Genomic DNA, 20,547 nt, shown 5'->3' on the forward strand with positions numbered 1-20,547 from the left:
ATAGCCTTGTTTGACAATTTTACTAACTAACTATTTTTTGTTTTGAAAAAACTACTTCCAATTTTACTCGTATTATTATCTGGTTGCGAACTCATGAAAGAGAAAGTCGACCTTGTAATCGTAAATGCCAAAGTCTATACTGTAGATGATTCTTTTTCTGAAGCGCAGGCTTTTGCAGTTCAAGATGGTAAATTTATTGCTGTAGGTACTACAGATGAAATTCGTGATAAATATACTTCAGACCAATTAATTGATGCCGATGGTAGAGCTATTACCCCTGGTTTAATAGATGCACATTGCCATTTTTACGGATTAGGACTTACCCAGCAAATAGTAGATTTAGTTGGGACTACAAGTTTTGAAGAGGTATTGGAGCGCGTAAGAGCTTTTCATACTGCCAACCCAAAGTCTTTTGTTAGAGGTAGAGGTTGGGATCAGAATGATTGGGAAGTAAAAGAATTTCCGACAAAAGCACAATTAGATACTATTTTTCCTGATATACCGGTAGCTTTAGAGCGCGTAGATGGTCATGCATATTTGGTGAATCAGAAAGCTTTGGATATGGCTGGTATCGACTGGAGCACTAAGGTTGAAGGTGGTGAAATTGTAAAAAAATGGGAAAATGGCTATTCTGGTATTACAGGTATTTTAGTCGATAACCCAATGTCACTTATAGATAGTATAATGCCAGCACCATCTCTAGATGATAAAATTAGGGCGTTAAAAGATGCAGAAAGAATTAGCCTGAACCACGGATTAACAACCGTAAATGATGCAGGGTTAGATAGAAGTACTATTGAGCTAATCGATAGCTTACAGCAGGCAGGTGAATTATCTATTAGAATTTACGCCATGGTGAGCAACAATAAAGAAGATGTAGATTACTTTATAAATAAAGGACCTATAAAAACAGATCGATTGAATGTGCGATCGGTAAAAGTATATGGCGACGGAGCATTAGGTTCTAGAGGAGCTGCTTTAAAAGAAGAATATAGTGACTTGCCAGGGCATTTCGGGGCTATGATTACTCCCGTTGCAGATATTGAAGCTTTGGCTAAAAAACTGGCGAATTCAGAATATCAAATGAATACACATGCTATTGGCGACTCCGCTAATATTGCCGTATTAAGAGCTTATAAAAATGTGCTACAAGGTAAATCTGATAGACGCTGGAAAATTGAACATGCCCAAGTATTGACCGAGGGTGATTTCGATTATTTTGAAGATGGTATTATCCCGTCAGTACAACCTACACACGCAACAAGCGATATGTATTGGGCAGAAGATCGTTTAGGGGATAGAGTAAAAGGGGCTTATGCCTACAAAACATTATTAAAGAAAGCAGGGACAATTGCACTAGGCACCGATTTTCCGGTGGAAGATGTGAGTCCGTTTTTGACATTCTATGCAGCAGTAGCGAGACAAGATACAAGCGGATACCCAAAAGGAGGTTTTCAAATGGAAGAGGCTTTGTCTAGAGAAGAAACCTTAAAAGGAATGACCATTTGGGCAGCGTACTCTAATTTTGAAGAAAACGAAAAAGGAAGTATAGAACCAGGTAAGGTCGCTGATTTTGTCATTTATGATAAAGATATGATGACAGTACCAGTCGAAGAAATACCGACAATCCGTGCAGAGCAGACTTTTGTAAACGGCGTAGTTCGATAAAAGAAAAAAGGTCAAAAAAAAGCCTCGGTCATTGACCGAGGCTTTTTTTAATATGTTGTGTTTCGAGTTACATAGTAATTGGAACTGCAACTCTTGTTTTGTCCCAACCCATTACTAGTTGAGTACCACCGTTAAGATCTTTGAAGGCGATTGAAAATTCTTCAAGAGACGCAGCATCAGTTCCATTAGGTACCGTTACGCGAGCCACATCAGAAGCTTCGTCATAGAAATAAGAACCCCATTGGTTCAATTTTTTGTTCAAGATAACTGTCCACTCATCAGCACCAGGTATAGTGAATAAAGAATAGGTTCCGGCTTTAACAGCTTTACCTCCGAACATAACATCTTTGTAAAATGTAATTTCAGGAGCTTCGTTAGCACCAGTTCTCCATACTTTTCCTGTTGGAGCTAATTCTTCCATAGAACGACCTTTTAATTGTGGTCTTCCGTAAATAATACGAACTGCCTTTTCAGATACTTTGTAATCTGTAGGGTAAGCAGCCATATCCATAGGGCTTTTGTCGATTCCAGAAAAGTCTTGAGCCGATACCGAAGTCGTTAAAACTAAGGCGAACATTAGTGTTGCAAGTGTAAATACTTTTTTCATAATCATTGTTTTGGTTTTCTAGGTCATAAAACTAAGCAGTTCCTTACAGTACTATTACTAAAAGGTAGTTAAATTTTTGATTGTTACATTTCATCACGTTTTAAACATGAATTAGATGCTATATATGTCAAATAGAATATGAAACACATTTTATGATTATAATTTGTAAGCAGAATGTACATATGTGTTTGTTAATTGAAACAATAAAATGATATTTGTATTCGAATTGATATAATAATTAGATTATGTGTGGAATAGTATGTGCATTTGATGTTAAGGAAAGTACTGAGGTACTTAGACCTCAACTTTTAGAAATGTCGAAGAAAATAAGACATAGAGGTCCAGATTGGAGTGGTATCTATGCAGATGATAAAGCCATATTGGCGCATGAGCGTTTGGCTATTGTAGATCCAGCTTCTGGTAAACAACCATTATTGAGTCCGAATGGTAAATTGGTATTAGCGGCCAATGGTGAAATATATAATCATAGAGAATTACGTAAGCAGTTTGAAGGTAGATACGATTTTAAGACGGAGTCTGACTGTGAAGTAATATTGGCTTTGTACCAAGAAAAAGGAGTTGATTTCTTAGATGAGATGAACGGTATTTTCGGTTTTACTATTTATGATGCTGAAAAAGATGAATATTTTATAGCACGTGATCATATGGGTATTATTCCATTATACATAGGGTGGGATAAAAACGGAACGTTCTATGTGGCATCAGAATTGAAAGCTTTAGAAGGTACGTGTACTAAAATAGAATTATTTCCTCCAGGTCATTATTTACATAGTTCTGATGGCCAATTCAAAAAATGGTATTCTAGAGATTGGATGGAGTATGATGCGGTTAAAGATAACGCTACCAGTATACAAGAAATTAAAGTAGCATTAGAAGCTGCAGTTCACAGACAGTTAATGTCTGATGTACCTTATGGTGTATTGTTATCAGGCGGTTTAGATTCTTCAGTAACATCTGCTATCGCTAAAAAATACGCTCAGAAAAGAATCGAAAGTGGCGATACTACCGATGCTTGGTACCCACAACTACATAGTTTCTCTGTTGGTTTAGAAGGATCACCAGATTTGGCAGCGGCTAAAAAAGTTGCTGATCATATAGGTACCATACACCACGAGATCAAGTTTACTATACAAGAAGGTTTAGATGCTATTAAAGATGTTATTTATAACATAGAAACGTATGATATTACCACAATCCGTTCTTCTACGCCTATGTATTTAATGGCAAGAGTAATCAAATCGATGGGTATTAAAATGGTATTGTCTGGTGAAGGAGCAGATGAGCTGTTCGGAGGTTACTTGTATTTTCATAAAGCCCCAAATGCACAAGAGTTTCATGAAGAAACTGTACGTAAATTAAATAAGTTGCATATGTACGATTGTTTAAGAGCTAATAAAAGTTTAGCTGCTTGGGGAATTGAAGGACGTGTACCATTTTTAGATAAAGAATTTATGGATGTTGCTATGCGCATCAACCCTAAAGATAAAATGATCAACGGCGAACGTATGGAAAAATGGGTAGTTCGTAAGGCGTTTGAAGATATGATTCCGGAAAGTGTAGCTTGGAGACAAAAAGAACAATTTAGTGATGGAGTTGGGTATAGTTGGATCGATACCTTAAAAGAATTGGTAAACAACGAGATTACCGACGAGCAAATAAAGAATGCGGCGTTCCGTTTTCCTATCAATACACCATTAAACAAAGAAGAGTATTATTATAGAACAATATTTGAAGGGCATTTTCCTAGTGATGCTGCAGCATTGAGCGTACCGCAAGAAGCAAGTGTAGCTTGTAGTACAGCTATAGCTTTAGAATGGGATGAGGCATTTAAGAATATGAATGACCCTTCTGGTAGAGCAATTGCTAATGTACACAGTGAAGCATACGTTAAACAATAGGGTTTGAATTAGTCATTTTATCTATTGTAAAAACCCCGTCTATAAAATAGACGGGGTTACTTTTTTTAAATTTTAGATAAACTATAAATCGTTTATCATTTTCTTTAATTTCTCTTTAGACTCTCCGGTCTTTTCTTGAATTCTACCTAATAACTCATCAGATTTACCTTCAGCGTATGTTAGGTCGTCATCTGTAAGGTCTGCATATTGTTGTTTAAGCTTCCCTTTTGCTATATTCCATTTCCCTTTAAATTGATCTTCATTCATGATATATTGTTTTAAGATTATATAGCTAAGTTAAAAGTCATATGTAAATGAAATCTTAATAAAAGCTAGAATTCATCGATAGCGCACACATTGCTTTTAATGCAGTTAATTCTACCCTGCAAATGTTAAGAATGTTCTAATAAATAGTCTGTTTTTGAGAAATTGGGACTGCAAGTAGATGACTTTTTAAATTTACTTTCGGCAAATATTTTAACCAAAAAGGAGCAATTGAATTTGGTATTAAATGAAATGGGGTATCAATTGTTATGCCTATTTTACATTTTTAGGTAAATCTCCTAATTTTCCACAATCATTGTTGATAACTTACGCTATGCAATTGCTAGAAAGACTATATTTCATGGGGTATTGCGTATATTTGTAAGATTGCAAAATTTGAAGTAAAACAACCTTAATTTTATGAGCGAAGAAGCAAATAAGAAAAATTACTCGGCAGATAGTATTCAGGCTTTAGAGGGTATGGAGCACGTACGTATGCGTCCATCCATGTATATAGGTGATGTTGGGGTCCGTGGTTTGCACCATTTGGTATATGAAGTAGTCGATAACTCAATTGATGAGGCTATGGGTGGGCATTGCGACACCATAAGCGTAATTATAAACGAAGATAATTCTGTAACTACCAGAGATAATGGTAGGGGTATTCCTGTCGATCTTCACAAGAAAGAAGGTGTGTCTGCCCTACAGGTTGTAATGACCAAAATTGGTGCGGGTGGTAAGTTCGATAAAGATTCTTATAAAGTTTCTGGGGGTCTTCACGGTGTAGGTGTTTCTTGTGTCAACGCACTTTCGGATCATTTATCTGCAAAGGTATTTAAAGATGGTGTTATTTGGCAGCAAGAATACTCTAGAGGTAAGGCACTTTATCCTGTTAAACGCATTGGTGAAACTACGGAAAGAGGTACTGAGGTAACTTTTCATCCAGATGAAACCATATTTCAACAAACAATAGAATATAGCTACGAAACTTTAGCAAATAGAATGCGTGAGCTTTCCTTTTTGAATAAAGGGGTGACCATTACTATTACCGATTTGCGTCAAAAAGACGAAAAAGGTGAATTTGTTGGTGAAACATTCGTTTCTACCGAAGGTCTAAAAGAATTTGTTAAATTCTTAGACGGTAATCGTGAATCTTTGATAAAAGAGGTGATTTCTATGGAAGGGGAGAAGAACGACATCCCTGTTGAAGTAGCAATGATTTATAATACAAGTTATACAGAGAATCTTCATTCTTATGTAAACAATATTAACACTCACGAAGGTGGTACGCATTTATCTGGATTTAGAAGAGGTTTAACCTCAACTTTAAAGAAATATGCCGATGCTTCAGGTATGTTGGATAAATTGAAGTTCGAAATACAAGGTGATGATTTCCGTGAAGGTTTAACGGCTATTGTTTCTGTAAAAGTACAAGAGCCCCAGTTCGAAGGTCAAACGAAAACAAAATTAGGTAACCGCGAGGTTTCTGCAGCTGTTAGTCAGGCAGTTTCAGAAATGTTAACGAATTATCTTGAAGAGCATCCAGACGATGCTAAAATTATCGTTCAAAAAGTAATACTTGCCGCTCAAGCTAGACATGCAGCTTCTAAAGCGCGTGAAATGGTTCAGCGTAAGAATGTAATGAGCGGTGGTGGTTTACCTGGTAAACTATCAGATTGTTCAGAACAGGATCCTGAAAAATGTGAAATTTTTCTTGTCGAGGGTGATTCGGCAGGTGGTACAGCCAAAATGGGTCGTGACCGTAATTTTCAAGCTATTCTGCCATTAAGAGGTAAGATATTGAACGTTGAAAAAGCCATGCAGCACAAGGTTTTTGAAAACGAGGAAATCAAGAATATGTATACTGCTTTGGGTGTTACCATAGGTACCGAAGAAGATAGTAAGGCATTAAATATTTCTAAATTAAGATATCATAAGGTAGTCATCATGTGTGATGCCGATGTCGATGGTAGTCATATTGAAACATTAATCTTAACCTTCTTCTTCAGATACATGAGGGAGCTTGTAGAAAGCGGTCATGTTTATATCGCTACTCCGCCTTTATACTTAGTTAAAAAAGGTCAGAGAAAGCAATATGCATGGAGTGATAAAGAGCGTGATGAAATTGCTGATAGCTACAGTGGTGGTGTTAGTATTCAACGATACAAAGGTCTTGGGGAAATGAACGCTTCGCAATTGTGGGATACTACAATGAATCCTGAATTTAGAACTTTAAGACAAATTATTATTGAAAACGCAACCGAAACAGATCGTGTTTTCTCAATGCTTATGGGCGATGAAGTACCGCCTAGAAGAGAATTTATTGAGAAAAATGCTGTTTATGCGAACATTGACACATAGAAAATACTATTTACACAACAAAAACCTGCGCCTACAGCGCAGGTTTTTTAGTTTTAGGTAAAATTAGAAATATGAAAAATCTATTGACTACCATTTTTATTGGTACGTGCTTGACAGCTTCTGCTCAAGCAGATTTTAATAATGTGCTTTCGGCAGGTGTTGAAGATGCAGAAACATTTACCACAGATTATATGGCTCCGCTTTCTGAAAGTGTAGTTTATAGCATGTCTACTGGCTGGTATAATACCGCAGATGCAAAACCTCTAGGCGGATTTGAAATTTCGATTATAGGTAATATTACAGGATTTAAGAATAAAGAGGATAAGAAGACTTTTATCTTGGACCCTAACGATTATCAAAATTTAGATTTTGTGGATAACCCCGGTGTGGCAAGAGCGGTTTCAACTGCTTTAGGCGATATTTCTGGTACAGAAGTGTTTGTAGAAGGCGAGGTTTTGGGAGTAACGGTACGTGAGACTTTTGAATTGCCATCAGGACTATCTGGTGAAGGTGTCGATTTTGTGCCTTCAGGTTATGTGCAGGCAAGTGTGGGTTTGTTTAAGGGTACAGAGGTAAAGGCAAGATTTCTGCCAAAAATAGCTTACGAAGATGCGTCAATCGGTTTGTTCGGTGTTGGTATACAACACGATTTTACCAAATTATTACCTGCAGATAAAATTTTACCTGTGGCTATTTCTGCTGTAATAGGCTACACCAATATTAACGGTGATTACGATTTAACTGAGGCAAATTTAATAGACGGAGAAAATCAAAGAATAGAGGCAGAGATTAGCAGTTGGGTATTTGGTGCCGTAGTATCTACAAAATTGCCTATTATTAATTTTTATGGAGGTGTTAATTATATTACCGGTAAATCGGTTACAGATGTATTAGGTACGTATAGAGTAACTGGTGGTCCTTTTGCTTCTGAGACATATGAAGATCCTTTCTCTATTACCAAAAAGGTAAGCGGAGTGACAGGAACCATAGGTACCAAACTTAAGTTAGGTTTCTTTAGATTGAATGCTGAATACAATTTAGGAGAGTTTAATACCGCTACAGTGGGTATTAACTTTGGGTTTAGATAAGAATATCTTTTAATAAGATAAAGTCCGATTGATCAGTTAAGATTCAATCGGACTTTTTTGTGCTTTAAATAAGCGTAGGTAACTGTAATAAAAATCTTTTCAATTGTTATTAGGGAACGACAATGGGTATAAAAAAGACTGCCCAGATCCCTCCGGACAGCCTTTTTCCCATGGCCCTGTTAAAATCATTTATTCCCTTATTGCCAATGTTTCACCATCTTTCTTTAGAAGATAGAATCCATCTTCAGTAGCTTTAATGGTAATTACATTGTTGGGCTTGCCTTCAAGACCTTTATACTCTACAGTATAAATATCGTCTTGCTTGGACCAGTTGAAATCTGTTTTTAAGGTAATGGTATTGCCGTCAATTTCATGGTATCTTCCTAAGAACACGTCATTGAAAATCCATTCTTTACGTACGGTTTGTTTAGCAGAATTTTCTGTTGTAATAGTATTAGATTGAGACCATATCCCAATAATGGGGTCGGTATTCTGTTCTATTCTAGAACAGTTTGCAAGAAACACTATGGCGCATATCGCCAACAAAGAGAGGAACTTCTTAGTCATAAGTAGGTTAATTTAATTTTGGATTTGGGATCCACAGTATTTAACGTGACTAATAATGGGTTATTACTTTAATTCGATGTATGGTAACTAATTCACGATATCTTCGTTAAAGCGCAATTTTTTTTAACAATGTCTGCATTTCATCGACGTTTTTAAGGCTTTTTCAAAGTAATTAAATCAATACTTCAATAGCATAATTTGTCAATAAATACCTATTTTTGGATTGAAAATTCAATACACATAAGGTGGGTGTTCCATTTTATATATAATAATTCATAAAATAAGAATAAATGAAAGTTACAGTTGTAGGTGCTGGTGCAGTAGGTGCTAGTTGTGCAGAGTACATTGCCATTAAAGATTTTGCATCAGAAGTGGTTATTTTAGATATTAAAGAAGGTTATGCTGAAGGTAAGGCTATGGATCTGATGCAGACTGCATCATTGATGGGGTTTGATACTAAGATTTCAGGTAGTACAAATGATTATGCCAAAACTGCTGATAGCCATATTGCTGTAATTACTTCTGGTATTCCAAGAAAACCAGGAATGACTAGAGAAGAATTAATAGGTATAAATGCTGGTATCGTAAAAACGGTATCAAGCAACCTTTTAAAGCATTCACCAAATGTTATCATTATAGTAGTAAGTAACCCAATGGATACGATGACGTATTTGGTACATAAAACTACTGGTATTCCTAAAAATAGAATTATTGGTATGGGTGGTGCTTTAGATAGCGCTCGTTTTAAGTACCGTTTAGCAGAAGCTATGGAAGCTCCTATTTCTGATATCGACGGTATGGTAATCGGTGGTCATAGTGATACTGGTATGGTGCCATTAACATCTCACGCAACTAGAAACAGTATTCGTGTTTCAGAATTCTTGTCTGAAGATAGATTACAACAAGTGGCAGATGATACTAAAGTAGGTGGTGCCACATTAACTAAACTATTAGGTACTAGCGCTTGGTACGCGCCAGGTGCGGCAGTTTCTTCTATGGTTCAGGCTATTGCTTGTGATCAAAAGAAAATGTTTCCATGTTCAACGATGTTAGATGGTGAATACGGATTAAAAGATATCTGTATCGGTGTACCGGTAATTTTAGGGAAAAATGGTATCGAAAAGATTATTGATATTCCTCTAAGTGATGCCGAAAAAGCTAAAATGAAAGAAAGTGCCGAAGGTGTTACTAAAACAAACGGACTTTTAGAGCTGTAATTCATACACGCATAAATATAAGAGAAGCCTTTATAGTTGAACTATAAAGGCTTTCTTATTATAATAAGGTAAGCATTAGAATCATATATTGTAAAAATTATACCACCTAGAATAATCTTTCTTTTTATATTTGCCGCATGAATGCAAAATGGTGCGTAAGTACTTTATTTATTATTCTAGCCTTATTGGGGCTATGTCAAGAGCAAAAGAAAGCTTCTAATCAACAAATTTTATTACAATTTGCAGATGTAGAATTAGCTTCAGAAACTGCTCATGATGAAATTTTGGCGGTTATTACCAAGAAACTAGAAGTCTTAGGTGTTGATGCTGTTCAAATTATTGAAAATGATGGTAGGCAATTAAGCATCCGTTATTATAGTGATGTTGATGCTGATAGTGTTAAGAAGTTTCTTTCTCAAGAAAACCAGCTATCATTAGCGAATGAAGAAGAACTTCCGTCAGATTATCCAAAAGAACAATTACCAGAGAAATATAATTTAGTAGTATCAGACCTTCATCAGCAAGCTGAAAATGGTGTTACCATAAAAGCAACGCTCGTTTTACCTCAAAAGCATGATGCTAAAACGTTTTCTAATCCGGTAGTTTTGCCGTTTAGTGAAAACATACTTTTTGAGCAAGATGCAATTGTAGATACCGCTTATAAGATCAATAGAACTATTGCAATAGCAATAGATAATACTTCACGAACAATACCAGAAGTAAGGGCAGGCCCTTATGTATATGGGAATAGCTAATTCCATTCAAAAATATTTCTAAGCAACGTATCTACTATACGTAGACGTTATTTGCCTTAGATTTTAAAAATATTCAAAATAATAATCAACATAAATTAAATTATTACAAATGCAAAACAAGGGACTTATAAAGCTTTTTGCTTTATTATTTGGGTTAGTTAGTATTTACCAGCTATCCTATACTTTCATTACAAGTAAAGTAGAGAAAGAAGCGAATAATTTCGCTACGAGCCGTATATCTGAATCAGAAGAAGGTTATGTAGCAAAAAGAGAATTGGTGGCGGCAAGCTATCTTGATTCTATTGGGAGCAATCCAATTTTTGGCTTTACCGATTATAATGAAGCTAAAAAGAAAGAACTGAACAAAGGTCTTGACCTTGAAGGTGGTATCAACGTTACATTGCAAATCTCTATTAAGGATATCCTGAAAGGATTAGCGAATAACACCAAAAGTCCAGTTTTCAACAAGGCTTTAGCTGATGCAGATGCTGCTTCTAAAAATAGTGATGATACGTATATCGATTTGTTCTTTGAGGCTTTCGATAAAATAAAAGGGGAAACTAAACTAGCTTCACCAGATATCTTCGCTAATAAAGGTCTTAGTGATGAAATCAACTTTCAAATGTCTGATGATGAGGTTAAGCCTATTATCAATAGAAAAATAGATGAGTCTATTGTTTCTGCTTTTGAGGTATTAAGAGAACGTATCGATGGTTTTGGTGTTACACAACCTAACATACAAAGAGTAGGTAATTCAGGTCGTATTTTAGTTGAATTGCCAGGTGCTAGAGATATCGCTCGTGCACAAGACTTACTATCAAGCACTGCTCAATTAGAATTTTGGGAAACGTACAAGCAGAGCAATACAAGCTTTAGTACCTTCCTTATTCAAGCAAATGAGAAATTAAAAACGATTGTTGAGGTTAAGCAACCAGAACAAATTAAAGCAGAGACTGAGTTAGATTCTTTATTATCTGATGTTTCTGCTGATTCTTTAGATTTAGCTACACAAGTAAATCCGCTATACGAATTGTTAATTCCTGCTAACCCAGGTAGCAACGCCATGTTTCGTGCAGCTATTAAAGATACGGCTACAATTGGTGCTTATTTAAGAATGCCAGAAATTAGAAGATTATTGCCTGCTGATATCCAGTTTACCAAGTTTGTATGGGAAAGACCATCGGCTGAAGAAACTGAAGTTATCGATTTATATGCTTTAAAATCTAACCGCGATGGTACGCCTAGAATTAGTGGTGATGTAGTAAGTGATGCAAGAGCCGATTTCGATCAGTTCAGCAAGCCTGCTGTTTCTATGACCATGAATACTAAAGGTGCTAAAGAATGGGAAAAATTAACTGGTGATGCTTATACAAACCAGACTGGTATTGCGATTGTTTTAGATAATAAGGTGTATACTGCTCCTGGTGTTTCTTCAGGTCCTATATCTGGTGGTCGTTCAGAAATTACGGGTGACTTTACAGTAAACGAAACAAAAGATATTTCTAACGTGCTTAGAGCTGGTAAACTTCCTGCTTCTGCAGAAATCATTGCATCAGAAATTGTTGGTCCGTCATTAGGTCAAGAAGCTATTGATAGTGGTTTTATGTCATTCTTAATTGCTTTTGTTATTGTTCTTTTATGGATGATTAGTTATTATGGTAAAGCAGGTGTATTTGCTGATATCGCATTAATGTTGAACATCTTATTGATATTTGGTGTCTTAACTAGTTTAAATGCGGTGTTAACTTTACCTGGTATTGCCGGTATCGTTTTAACACTGGGTATGTCGGTTGATGCCAACGTACTGATTTTTGAACGTATTAAAGAGGAATTAGCAAAAGGTAAGGGCAAGAGTCAAGCTGTTGCTGATGGTTTTGGTAATGCATTGTCTTCTATTTTAGATGCGAACATTACTACAGGTTTAACGGCGATTATCCTATTCATATTTGGTTCAGGTCCAATAAAAGGTTTCGCAACTACATTACTTATCGGTATTGTAACATCTTTATTTACTGCAATATTCATTACACGTTTGTTAATTGATTGGTATGTTGGAGGAAAAGGTAGAAGCTTAGATTTCTCAACAGGTATCACGAAAAACCTTTTTAAAGGTATCAATGTTGATTTCTTAGCGAAAAGAAAGATTGCTTATGTAATATCCGGAATTTTAATTTCCGTAGGGCTAGCATCGTTGTTCTTTGGTCCAGGCTTACAACAGGGGGTAGATTTCGTAGGGGGTCGTTCTTATACGGTTCGTTTTGAGCAACCTGTTAATCCTTCGGAAATATCTTCAGAATTAAATACTGTATTTGGTAGCGGCACTAATGTGAAGACTTATGGTGAATCTAACCAAGTAAGGATTACAACACCTTATAAGGTAGATGTTGAAGGTATCGAAGTAGATACTGAAATTCAAGATAAATTATACACCTCGCTTCAAAAGTACTTGCCAGATGGTATATCTAAAGATGCTTTTGTACTTGGAGGTATAGATGATGAGACTTTTGGTATTATGAAATCTTCAAAGGTTGGTCCTACTATTGCAGATGATATTAAAAATAATGCTTTCCTGGCTATTTTAGGGTCATTACTTGTAGTATTCGTTTATATCTTATTAAGATTTAGAAGATGGCAATTCTCATTGGGTGCTGTAACTGCAGTATTCCATGATGTATTGATCGTACTTGGTGTATTCTCAATATTCGGTAAACTAATGCCTTTTAGCATGGAAATTGATCAAGCATTTATTGCTGCGATACTAACCGTAATTGGGTACTCGTTGAATGATACTGTGGTTGTGTTTGACCGTATTCGTGAGACTTTGACAGAACGTGGCTGGAAAGGCGGTTCTAACATCAACTATGCGATTAACAGTACACTAAGTAGAACGTTGAATACTTCATTAACTACCTTGGTAGTATTATTGGCTATTTTCATATTTGGTGGAGAGTCATTAAGAGGATTCATGTTCGCAATGATCGTAGGTGTTGTTGTGGGTACATATTCATCTGTATTTATTGCAACTCCTGTAATGTTCGATGCATTGAGCAAGAAAATTACTTCTGGCGGGGTAGTTAAAGAAGAGTAGATAATACAACTAACTCAAATAGAGAAAGCCGTTCAGCAATGAACGGCTTTTTTGTTTTAAAAAGGTTTACGATTATTTAATAATTCCCGATGAACCATTTGCACTGGGTATAAGGTCTAAAATCCGTTCTGGTTGTAGACCTTTTTCTTTTCTATGCGAAACGAATATTATAGCAGTATCAGTTTCTTTTGCAAACTTATTTACTAACGAAACCAAAAGCGCAGCAGAATCATCGTCCATACCTGCAGTAGGCTCATCTAAAATTAAAATAGGTGGTCTTTTGACCATGGCACGTGCTGTCATTACCAATCGTTGTTGACCTGTTGAAAGGGTATTGAAATATCTATTTTTAATAGGATAAAGATCTAATAAGAGTAACCATTGTTTAATGATTCTCTTTTGCAACTCTGTCGGGATGGTATAAAGCCCTACGGAATCATTTAAACCAGAAATGAGCATATGCTCTATAGAATGTCTGCCATTGAACTTAAGCGTCATTGCAGGGGCATAGTAGCCTATTTTCTGTTTTATATCCCAAACGCTCTCTCCACTACCTTTTTTATTACCGAATAAATAAATTTCTTGACCGTATGCTTTCGGGTTGTCTCCAAATATCATAGAAAGCATAGTTGATTTACCGCTTCCGTTGGCGCCCGATAATTGCCAAAAATCACCTTTTTTCACGGTCCAATTAATAGCATTTAATATTTTTTTACTTCCGTAGGATATACTGACGTTTTTAAAATCGATTAGCGGAGATTCAATATTTGAGTATGTCGTGATGGATTGCGGAATACGTACTGCATTGAAAGTGCTAGTTATGTTATTATCATTTGAAGATGTATTCTTGACGATGGTGAACATATTCTTATTTAGCCTGCCATAACAATTTATGAACGATAACGTGTCTGACTTGCGACTTGCTAATTGAATAAATGAAATGTGTTTAGAGTGATCTTTTAGTATCGTTTTTAATTCTTCTTGAAAAGCGATATCTAAATTATCAAAAGGGTTATCTAGAATAACATAATCGGGATTTTCTTTCAGCAAGTAATGTAGTAGGGCTCTTTTTTGCTCTCCACTAGACATAGTTTCTAGCGCTTGATGATCAGAACTAATGATTTTTTTATCATGCTTATCTTCTTCATCAATTAATTCTTCTAAGGTGAAAGCAGAAAAAAACCTTCCAATTTTATGTTTGTAATCTTGAAGCTCTTGAGGTAATTGCCCTTTCTGAATATCTTTCAAGAAGCCTTTTTTATCAGAATTGTTATCTAAATAAATTACCCAATGTTTCATGATGCACTTATTCTAAAAATATGAACTGTATTGTTGTGGTAGGTGGTTGTAAAATCTAAAAACATACCATTTTTTAATGCTGTTTTCTGCGAAGGAATATTGTCAACTTGTATGATAGAAATTAAACTGGTTGCCCATTTTTTTGCAAAAGCTACTTGTTTACATTTTTGGGCTGCTTCAAACGCAAAACCTTGCCGCCAGTACTTTGGGAGTATTGAATAGCCTATTTCCAATTCTTTTTTACCATCTACTTCTTGAATTAATAGACCGCAAAGGCCCACTAAAGTATTAGTGCCTTTTAAGTACAATGCATTCATGCCGCCCAAGTTGTCATTATAGCGCTCGAATATTCTGTAGAATTGTTGTTGGCAGGCTTCTTTTGGGTCTGATGGTAACCCTGACCAGAATTGGCTGCTTAATGGTTCTTCATGAAAAGGTAGCCAGCTCTCAAAATCTGATGGTTGTACTTTTTTAAAAAGCAATCGTTCAGATTCTTCGTTAAATAATACGTATTCTGGCATTAGGTTGCTATAAAATATAAAAAGCAGGTAATCTATTTTCTGGTAAAGCTAATGCTGTCGCCAATAGATAGCCCCAATTCTTGTGATAAACCTCCATTAACTTCTAAAACATATTTAATGGGTACCAATGAAGAAAGCCCAGATTCGTTTAGTGGCTGTGCATTTTCTTGAAAACTAGCAATCTTCAAATCTTCTTTTATGTAAATAATATCTAATGGAAATTCTGTATTCTTCATGTAAAAAGAATGCATTCTCTCATCAGGAAAAATGAATAGCATACCTTGATTATTATCCATACCCTTTCGGTACATGAGTCCGGTTTGGGTCTCGTAATCAGTTTCTGCAAATTCAATATTGAATTTGGTTTTTACAGTGTCACTTGAATTTAAAAAGATAGATAAGTCTCCTTCATGAGTGAAATCTATACTTTGTGTAGCGATAGTTTTTTTGGACTCTTCTTTACAAGAAAAGCATAGCAGTGCTACAACCATTAAAATAACCGAATTTTTATATATCGTCTTCAATATTAGGCAGTTTTAGTTTTTCTGAACATGAAATAGAATCCGACTAATATGAAAGGTATACTCAACCATTGACCGGTTGATAGTAACCCTAAAGATTCTTCGAATCCGCCTTGGCTTTTCTTTACGAATTCTACTAAGAAACGAACAGTCCATAGTAACACAAAAAATAGTCCGAATAAATACCCTGGTTTGTTCTTTTTGTCAGTTTTCCAGTATAGGAAGTAAAGTAAAACAAATATTAAAATATAGCCTACCCCTTCGTATAATTGTGCCGGGTGACGGTAAGGAATCTCAGCTAAATATTGAGAAAATTGCGGATTGTTCTCAATTGCGGCATATGCGGCATTTAAAGTTTTTTCTTGTGTAATGCCCAATGCTTTTGATGGATGCAAGTCGTCTGAATCCCGTATGAATTTGGTAGCGAATATGAAATTTTCATCTACAATTTTACCATTGATTTCAGAATTGAAAAAGTTTCCTAAACGTACACAAAAACAACCAATAGCAACAGGTATTACCATTCGATCAAATATCCAGAGCATTTTAAATTCAGGGAATTTTCTAGTGTATAAATATGTACCGATAATAATACCGATTGTGGCACCGTGACTAGCTAAACCTGTGAAACCTGTAAATTCATAGCCGTTTATTAATCCGAATAATAAATTACCTGAATCACTTTCGCGAACGGGAATTAATATTTCTACAAGATGGTTAGAGTAGTAAGCCCAATCATAAAAGAAAACATGCCCTAATCTGGCACCTAACATGGTGCTTAAAACCGTGTATATGAAAAGGGAGTCTAGTTGCTCGACAGATTTTTTCTCGTTGAGGAATATCTTTTTCATGATAAACCAACCTAAAGCAAAGGCGGTTATCCAAAGAAGATTGTAGTACTTTATTTGTATGAATCCGATGTTGAAAAGAGTCTCGTTCGGATTCCAAGTAATTCCTAAAAAATGCATGTGTTGAATTTTGAAAGGCTAAGATAATAAAATAGAAATCTCCCTAGGCTTTAGAAATGGAAAATCGGTTTTGCATTCGTTAAAAGAGAGGGTTGAGTGAATGGAAATTAGAGAATAGAAAACAGAGAATAGAATAGAGAAGATAGATATGAGATAAAAGAGATGAGAATTGAGAAAAGAGAAAAAATGAATGGGAATAGAAATGTGAAGTTTAGGATAAACAAAGGTCTTGAGTTACTATATTATAAATTTTTTATTCAAGAAATCTTCTTATTTGTGTTTTGACTTGAACTTGAACTTGAACTTGAATTTGAGTTTTGAACTTGAACTTTATTTAGGGAACGGGATCATACCCTTTTCCACCCCAAGGGTTGCAACTGAAAATACGTTTGGTCGCCATCCACCCACCTTTAAATAAACCGTGTTTTTTTAATGCTTCTAAGGTGTATTGAGAACAGGTAGGGGAGTATCTACATGTAGCGGGAGTATATGGGGATATTGCCACCTGGTAAAAACGGACTAGAAATACAAAAGGGGCTATAAGTATTTTTTTTATTGAGATGTTCACAGGTATAAATTAATATCACAAATTTACTACAAAACTAGTAACGGTTGAAAATAACAAGTCCCGATGAAAAACATCAGGACTTGCATCTATTACTTATTATTTCTAAGCTCCAATTCTTATCGGTTCTAGATGTTCTGCTTCATCTTCAGAATACAATCTAGATTTGATTAAAAATCGAACGCCCATGGGTATTTCTAATGAAAAACTTGAACCTATACCTGGCGTAACATCAATGGTAAGTTGAGTGTGTTTCCAATATTCAAATTGGTCTCGCGACATATGAAAGTCACAACCCTCAATACTGCCTAGGCAAACGTCATTGTCATCGAGCATTAATTCACCTTTTTCAAAGCACATTGGCGCAGAGCCATCGCAACAACCACCACTTTGGTGAAACATGAGTTCGCCATGTTTCTCTTTAAGTTCTGTAATTACTGCAGCTGCTTTTTCGGTGACTATTACTCGCTTAGTTTTCATATAATATATAGTTATTAAAAGAATCCCATTTTTTTCTTATCGTAAGAGATAAGCATGTTTTTTGTTTGACGATAATGAGCCAACATCATTTTGTGGTTTTCTCTACCGATACCTGATTTTTTGTATCCGCCGAAAGGAGCGTGTGCAGGATATAAGTGATAACAGTTTACCCAAACTCTACCTGCTTTTATAGCTCTAGAAATTTGATATGCTTGGTGAGTATCTCTTGTCCAAACGCCGGCACCTAAACCATACAAAGTATCGTTAGCAATTTCTATAGCTTCAGCCTCATCTTTGAAAGTTGTAACACAAAGCACGGGACCAAAAATCTCCTCTTGAAAAACACGCATCTTATTATGTCCTTTTAAAATCGTCGGCTGTACATAGTAGCCACCTTCTAAACCTTCATTATATGCTTGCTCGCCACCAGTAAGAATTTCACAACCTTCTTCTTTACCTATTTGTATGTAGTTTAGAATTTTTTCAAATTGGTCGTTAGAAGCTTGAGCTCCCATCATAGTGTTAGGGTCTAAAGGATGCCCCATCTTAATTGCCTTGGTACGTTCGATTACTCGTTCTATAAACTTGTCATAAATACTTTCTTGAACTAACATACGTGACGGACAAGTACAAACTTCGCCTTGGTTTAAAGCGAACATATTAGCACCCTCTAAACACTTGTCGAAGAATTCATCATCCGCATCCATAATGCTTTCAAAGAATACATTCGGAGATTTACCGCCAAGTTCTAATGTAACGGGAGTAATATTTTTAGATGCATACTGCATAATTAATTGCCCGGTGGTAGTTTCACCTGTAAAGGCAATTTTGTCTATTCTTGGGCTAGATGCCAATGGTTTGCCTGCTTCTGCACCAAATCCGTTAACCACATTAAGAACACCATCTGGTAGAATACCTTCAATGATTTCCATTAATATTAGAATTGCAACAGGAGTTTGTTCTGCAGGCTTAAGTACTACACAGTTACCTGCTGCCAATGCTGGCGCCAATTTCCACGTAGCCATTAATAATGGAAAGTTCCATGGTATAATTTGACCTACGACGCCTAAGGGTTCTGTTATATTTAATGCAACTGTATTAGAATCTAATTCACTGACCGATCCTTCTTCTGCTCTAATGACTCCTGCAAAATATCTAAAGTGATCTACGGCCAAAGGTAAATCTGCAGCTCTGGTTTCTCGAATTGCTTTACCATTATCCCAAGTTTCAGCTCTTGCCAATACTTCTAAATTTTGCTCTATTTTATCGGCGATTTTTAAAAGCATATTACTTCTTTCCGTTGCAGAAGAAGCATTCCAAGATTTTGCGGCCACCCATGCGGCATCAATTGCCAAGTCTATATCTTCTGCTGTGGATCGAGGTATTTTGGTGAATGATTTGCCATCTACTGGTGAGATATTGTCAAAATATTCTCCTTTACTAGGCGCAAGCCATTTTCCACCAATGAAGTTTTCATATTGGTTTTTGAACTTGGGTTTTTGAAGTACGTCTTTTTCTACAGTTGCTGTTGTGCTCATAATATATGATTTAAGTTAATAATAGAAGTCTAATCGTTATAGGTCTGCTAATTCGATATTCTAAATGTACTTCTCACGTATTCAATTCATCTGACGCATTCTATGAATAGTGTGAACTATTCTATCATTTAATGTTATTATGATTTTTTTAAGTATAATTTTTTGTAAATTCCTTAAAATAAATTGAAAAACACTGTGATTCATTTAGCTGAAAATTTCTTAAAAGGGAGACGTTTAGAGACCATGGTTGAAAACCAAACCTCTTACACGATGAATAATGCTGCAATGCATGTTTTTGAAACTCATGAGCAAGCAGCTAGTGTTCTTTTAAAATTTGAACAACCTGTTTTGGCGAGTATGATTCAAGGAAAGAAGATTATGCACTTGCGCGATTATGAATCTTTTGATTTTTTACCAGGCGAGTCTTTGGTTTTACCCGCTAATGAAGGAATGTGCATTGATTTTCCTGAAGCAATGGCAAAGAACCCAACTAGGTGTTTGGCAATGGCTATTTCTGAGGATAAAATAAACAAGGTATTGCAATTCATGAATGAGAATATGCCCAAAAGTAATAAGGATGCATGGGGATTAATGGACTACAATTTTCATTTTGTAAATGACAGAGGTATATATCAAATTATACAACGGCTTTTATTCTTGTTTTCTGAAGAGCACCCCTCTAAGGATCTATTTGTAGATAATATGTTGCGTGAACTGATTATTAGAATTCTACAGACGAACGAACGAAAAATTTATAGTAATGCTACTTTGTCTATTAAAAAAGAAACTAGGCTGACAGAAGTTATACGTTACATTAGAGATAATGTGCATAAGTCATTAACTGTAGATGCGCTTAGTAAGATAGCTTGTATGAGTCCGTCACATTTTTATAGAACTTTTAAACTAGAGCTAGGTATCTCTCCTGTTGAGTTCATAAATAATGAGCGAATAAAGCTAGCAGTTGGTTTACTACAAGATCCTAAACGAAGTATTAAAGATGTGTATCTCGATTGCGGATTTGAAAGTAGATCTTACTTTAATAGAGTTTTCAAAACAAGGCAACAGATAGCTCCTGGTGAATACCAGTCTAAAATTCAAAAATCTAGATTTTTAGATTAAAC

Annotated in this window: 18 protein-coding genes; 8 read left to right on the forward strand and 10 right to left on the reverse strand. The window is 35.7% G+C overall.

The genetic code is table 11. The features are described from left to right. Positions 1-42 precede the first annotated feature (42 nt). Positions 43-1,668: an amidohydrolase gene (locus tag ACPF9A_RS14970; RefSeq protein WP_423998238.1), complete on the forward strand. Its 1,626-nt coding sequence runs from the start codon at positions 43-45 to the stop codon at positions 1,666-1,668. Between the two features lie 67 nt (positions 1,669-1,735). Here the strand turns inward: ACPF9A_RS14970 and ACPF9A_RS14975 are convergent, their stop codons facing one another. Beyond that, positions 1,736-2,275 carry a DUF2911 domain-containing protein gene (locus tag ACPF9A_RS14975; RefSeq protein ID WP_423998239.1) on the reverse strand — a complete coding sequence of 180 codons (540 nt, stop codon included), beginning with the start codon at positions 2,273-2,275 and terminating at the stop codon, positions 1,736-1,738. A 245-nt stretch (positions 2,276-2,520) separates the two neighbouring features. On the opposite strand from ACPF9A_RS14975, the gene asnB reads away from it, so the two are divergent. After that, the gene (asnB, locus tag ACPF9A_RS14980) at positions 2,521-4,194 is read left to right on the forward strand and encodes an asparagine synthase B (protein ID WP_423998240.1); all 1,674 of its coding nucleotides are present in this window, start codon (positions 2,521-2,523) and stop codon (positions 4,192-4,194) included. Positions 4,195-4,275: 81 nt separating this feature from the next. Here asnB and ACPF9A_RS14985 read toward each other — a convergent pair whose 3' ends face one another. Continuing rightward, positions 4,276-4,461 carry a CsbD family protein gene (locus tag ACPF9A_RS14985; RefSeq protein ID WP_299796683.1) on the reverse strand — a complete coding sequence of 62 codons (186 nt, stop codon included), beginning with the start codon at positions 4,459-4,461 and terminating at the stop codon, positions 4,276-4,278. 417 nt (positions 4,462-4,878) lie between these two features. Between ACPF9A_RS14985 and gyrB the strand changes: the two genes are divergently transcribed. Together gyrB and ACPF9A_RS14995 are read left to right on the forward strand one after the other, a co-directional pair. Next, positions 4,879-6,819 (forward strand): DNA topoisomerase (ATP-hydrolyzing) subunit B, encoded by a 1,941-nt coding sequence (gene gyrB, locus ACPF9A_RS14990; RefSeq protein ID WP_423998241.1) that lies wholly within the window; start codon positions 4,879-4,881, stop codon positions 6,817-6,819. Between the two features lie 71 nt (positions 6,820-6,890). After that, positions 6,891-7,907, forward strand: a complete 1,017-nt coding sequence (locus ACPF9A_RS14995; protein ID WP_423998242.1) for a DUF6588 family protein — start codon at positions 6,891-6,893, stop codon at positions 7,905-7,907. Positions 7,908-8,096: 189 nt separating this feature from the next. Here ACPF9A_RS14995 and ACPF9A_RS15000 read toward each other — a convergent pair whose 3' ends face one another. Further along, complete coding sequence (locus ACPF9A_RS15000; protein WP_423998243.1) at positions 8,097-8,474, reverse strand: hypothetical protein; 378 nt, start codon at positions 8,472-8,474, stop codon at positions 8,097-8,099. Positions 8,475-8,764: 290 nt separating this feature from the next. On the opposite strand from ACPF9A_RS15000, the gene ACPF9A_RS15005 reads away from it, so the two are divergent. The 3 genes from ACPF9A_RS15005 to secDF all read left to right on the forward strand — a co-directional run bounded on the left by ACPF9A_RS15005 (position 8,765) and on the right by secDF (position 13,534). Further along, positions 8,765-9,691 carry a malate dehydrogenase gene (locus ACPF9A_RS15005; RefSeq protein WP_423998244.1) on the forward strand — a complete coding sequence of 309 codons (927 nt, stop codon included), beginning with the start codon at positions 8,765-8,767 and terminating at the stop codon, positions 9,689-9,691. 137 nt (positions 9,692-9,828) lie between these two features. Next, a complete protein-coding gene (locus ACPF9A_RS15010; protein WP_423998245.1) occupies positions 9,829-10,446 on the forward strand; it encodes a hypothetical protein in 618 nt (205 codons plus the stop codon). Positions 10,447-10,555: 109 nt separating this feature from the next. Further along, entirely contained in the window at positions 10,556-13,534 is a 2,979-nt protein-coding gene (gene secDF / locus ACPF9A_RS15015; RefSeq protein ID WP_423998247.1) for a protein translocase subunit SecDF, read from the forward strand. Positions 13,535-13,606: 72 nt separating this feature from the next. Here the strand turns inward: secDF and ACPF9A_RS15020 are convergent, their stop codons facing one another. From ACPF9A_RS15020 to exaC, 7 genes are all read right to left on the reverse strand, one after another. After that, entirely contained in the window at positions 13,607-14,833 is a 1,227-nt protein-coding gene (locus ACPF9A_RS15020) for an ATP-binding cassette domain-containing protein (protein ID WP_423998249.1), read from the reverse strand. Then, complete coding sequence (locus ACPF9A_RS15025; protein ID WP_423998251.1) at positions 14,830-15,354, reverse strand: GNAT family N-acetyltransferase; 525 nt, start codon at positions 15,352-15,354, stop codon at positions 14,830-14,832. The genes ACPF9A_RS15020 and ACPF9A_RS15025 overlap by 4 nt, the downstream gene beginning before the upstream one ends. A 32-nt stretch (positions 15,355-15,386) precedes the next feature. Next, a complete protein-coding gene (locus ACPF9A_RS15030; protein WP_423998253.1) occupies positions 15,387-15,878 on the reverse strand; it encodes a DUF192 domain-containing protein in 492 nt (163 codons plus the stop codon). A 2-nt stretch (positions 15,879-15,880) separates the two neighbouring features. Beyond that, on the reverse strand, positions 15,881-16,843 hold the full coding sequence (lgt, locus tag ACPF9A_RS15035; protein WP_423998254.1) for a prolipoprotein diacylglyceryl transferase: 963 nt from the start codon (positions 16,841-16,843) through the stop codon (positions 15,881-15,883). Positions 16,844-17,177: 334 nt separating this feature from the next. Next, a complete protein-coding gene (gene yidD / locus ACPF9A_RS15040; RefSeq protein ID WP_299799031.1) occupies positions 17,178-17,399 on the reverse strand; it encodes a membrane protein insertion efficiency factor YidD in 222 nt (73 codons plus the stop codon). A 114-nt stretch (positions 17,400-17,513) separates the two neighbouring features. Beyond that, complete coding sequence (locus ACPF9A_RS15045) at positions 17,514-17,888, reverse strand: DUF779 domain-containing protein (protein WP_423998255.1); 375 nt, start codon at positions 17,886-17,888, stop codon at positions 17,514-17,516. A gap of 14 nt (positions 17,889-17,902) precedes the next feature. Next, positions 17,903-19,426: an acetaldehyde dehydrogenase ExaC gene (gene exaC, locus ACPF9A_RS15050; RefSeq protein WP_423998257.1), complete on the reverse strand. Its 1,524-nt coding sequence runs from the start codon at positions 19,424-19,426 to the stop codon at positions 17,903-17,905. A 183-nt stretch (positions 19,427-19,609) separates the two neighbouring features. Between exaC and ACPF9A_RS15055 the strand changes: the two genes are divergently transcribed. Then, on the forward strand, positions 19,610-20,545 hold the full coding sequence (locus ACPF9A_RS15055) for an AraC family transcriptional regulator (RefSeq protein WP_423998259.1): 936 nt from the start codon (positions 19,610-19,612) through the stop codon (positions 20,543-20,545). The last annotated feature ends 2 nt before the right edge of the window (positions 20,546-20,547 follow it).

It is taken from the genome of Maribacter sp. IgM3_T14_3 (assembly GCF_049603095.1).
Lineage (GTDB): Bacteria > Bacteroidota > Bacteroidia > Flavobacteriales > Flavobacteriaceae > Maribacter.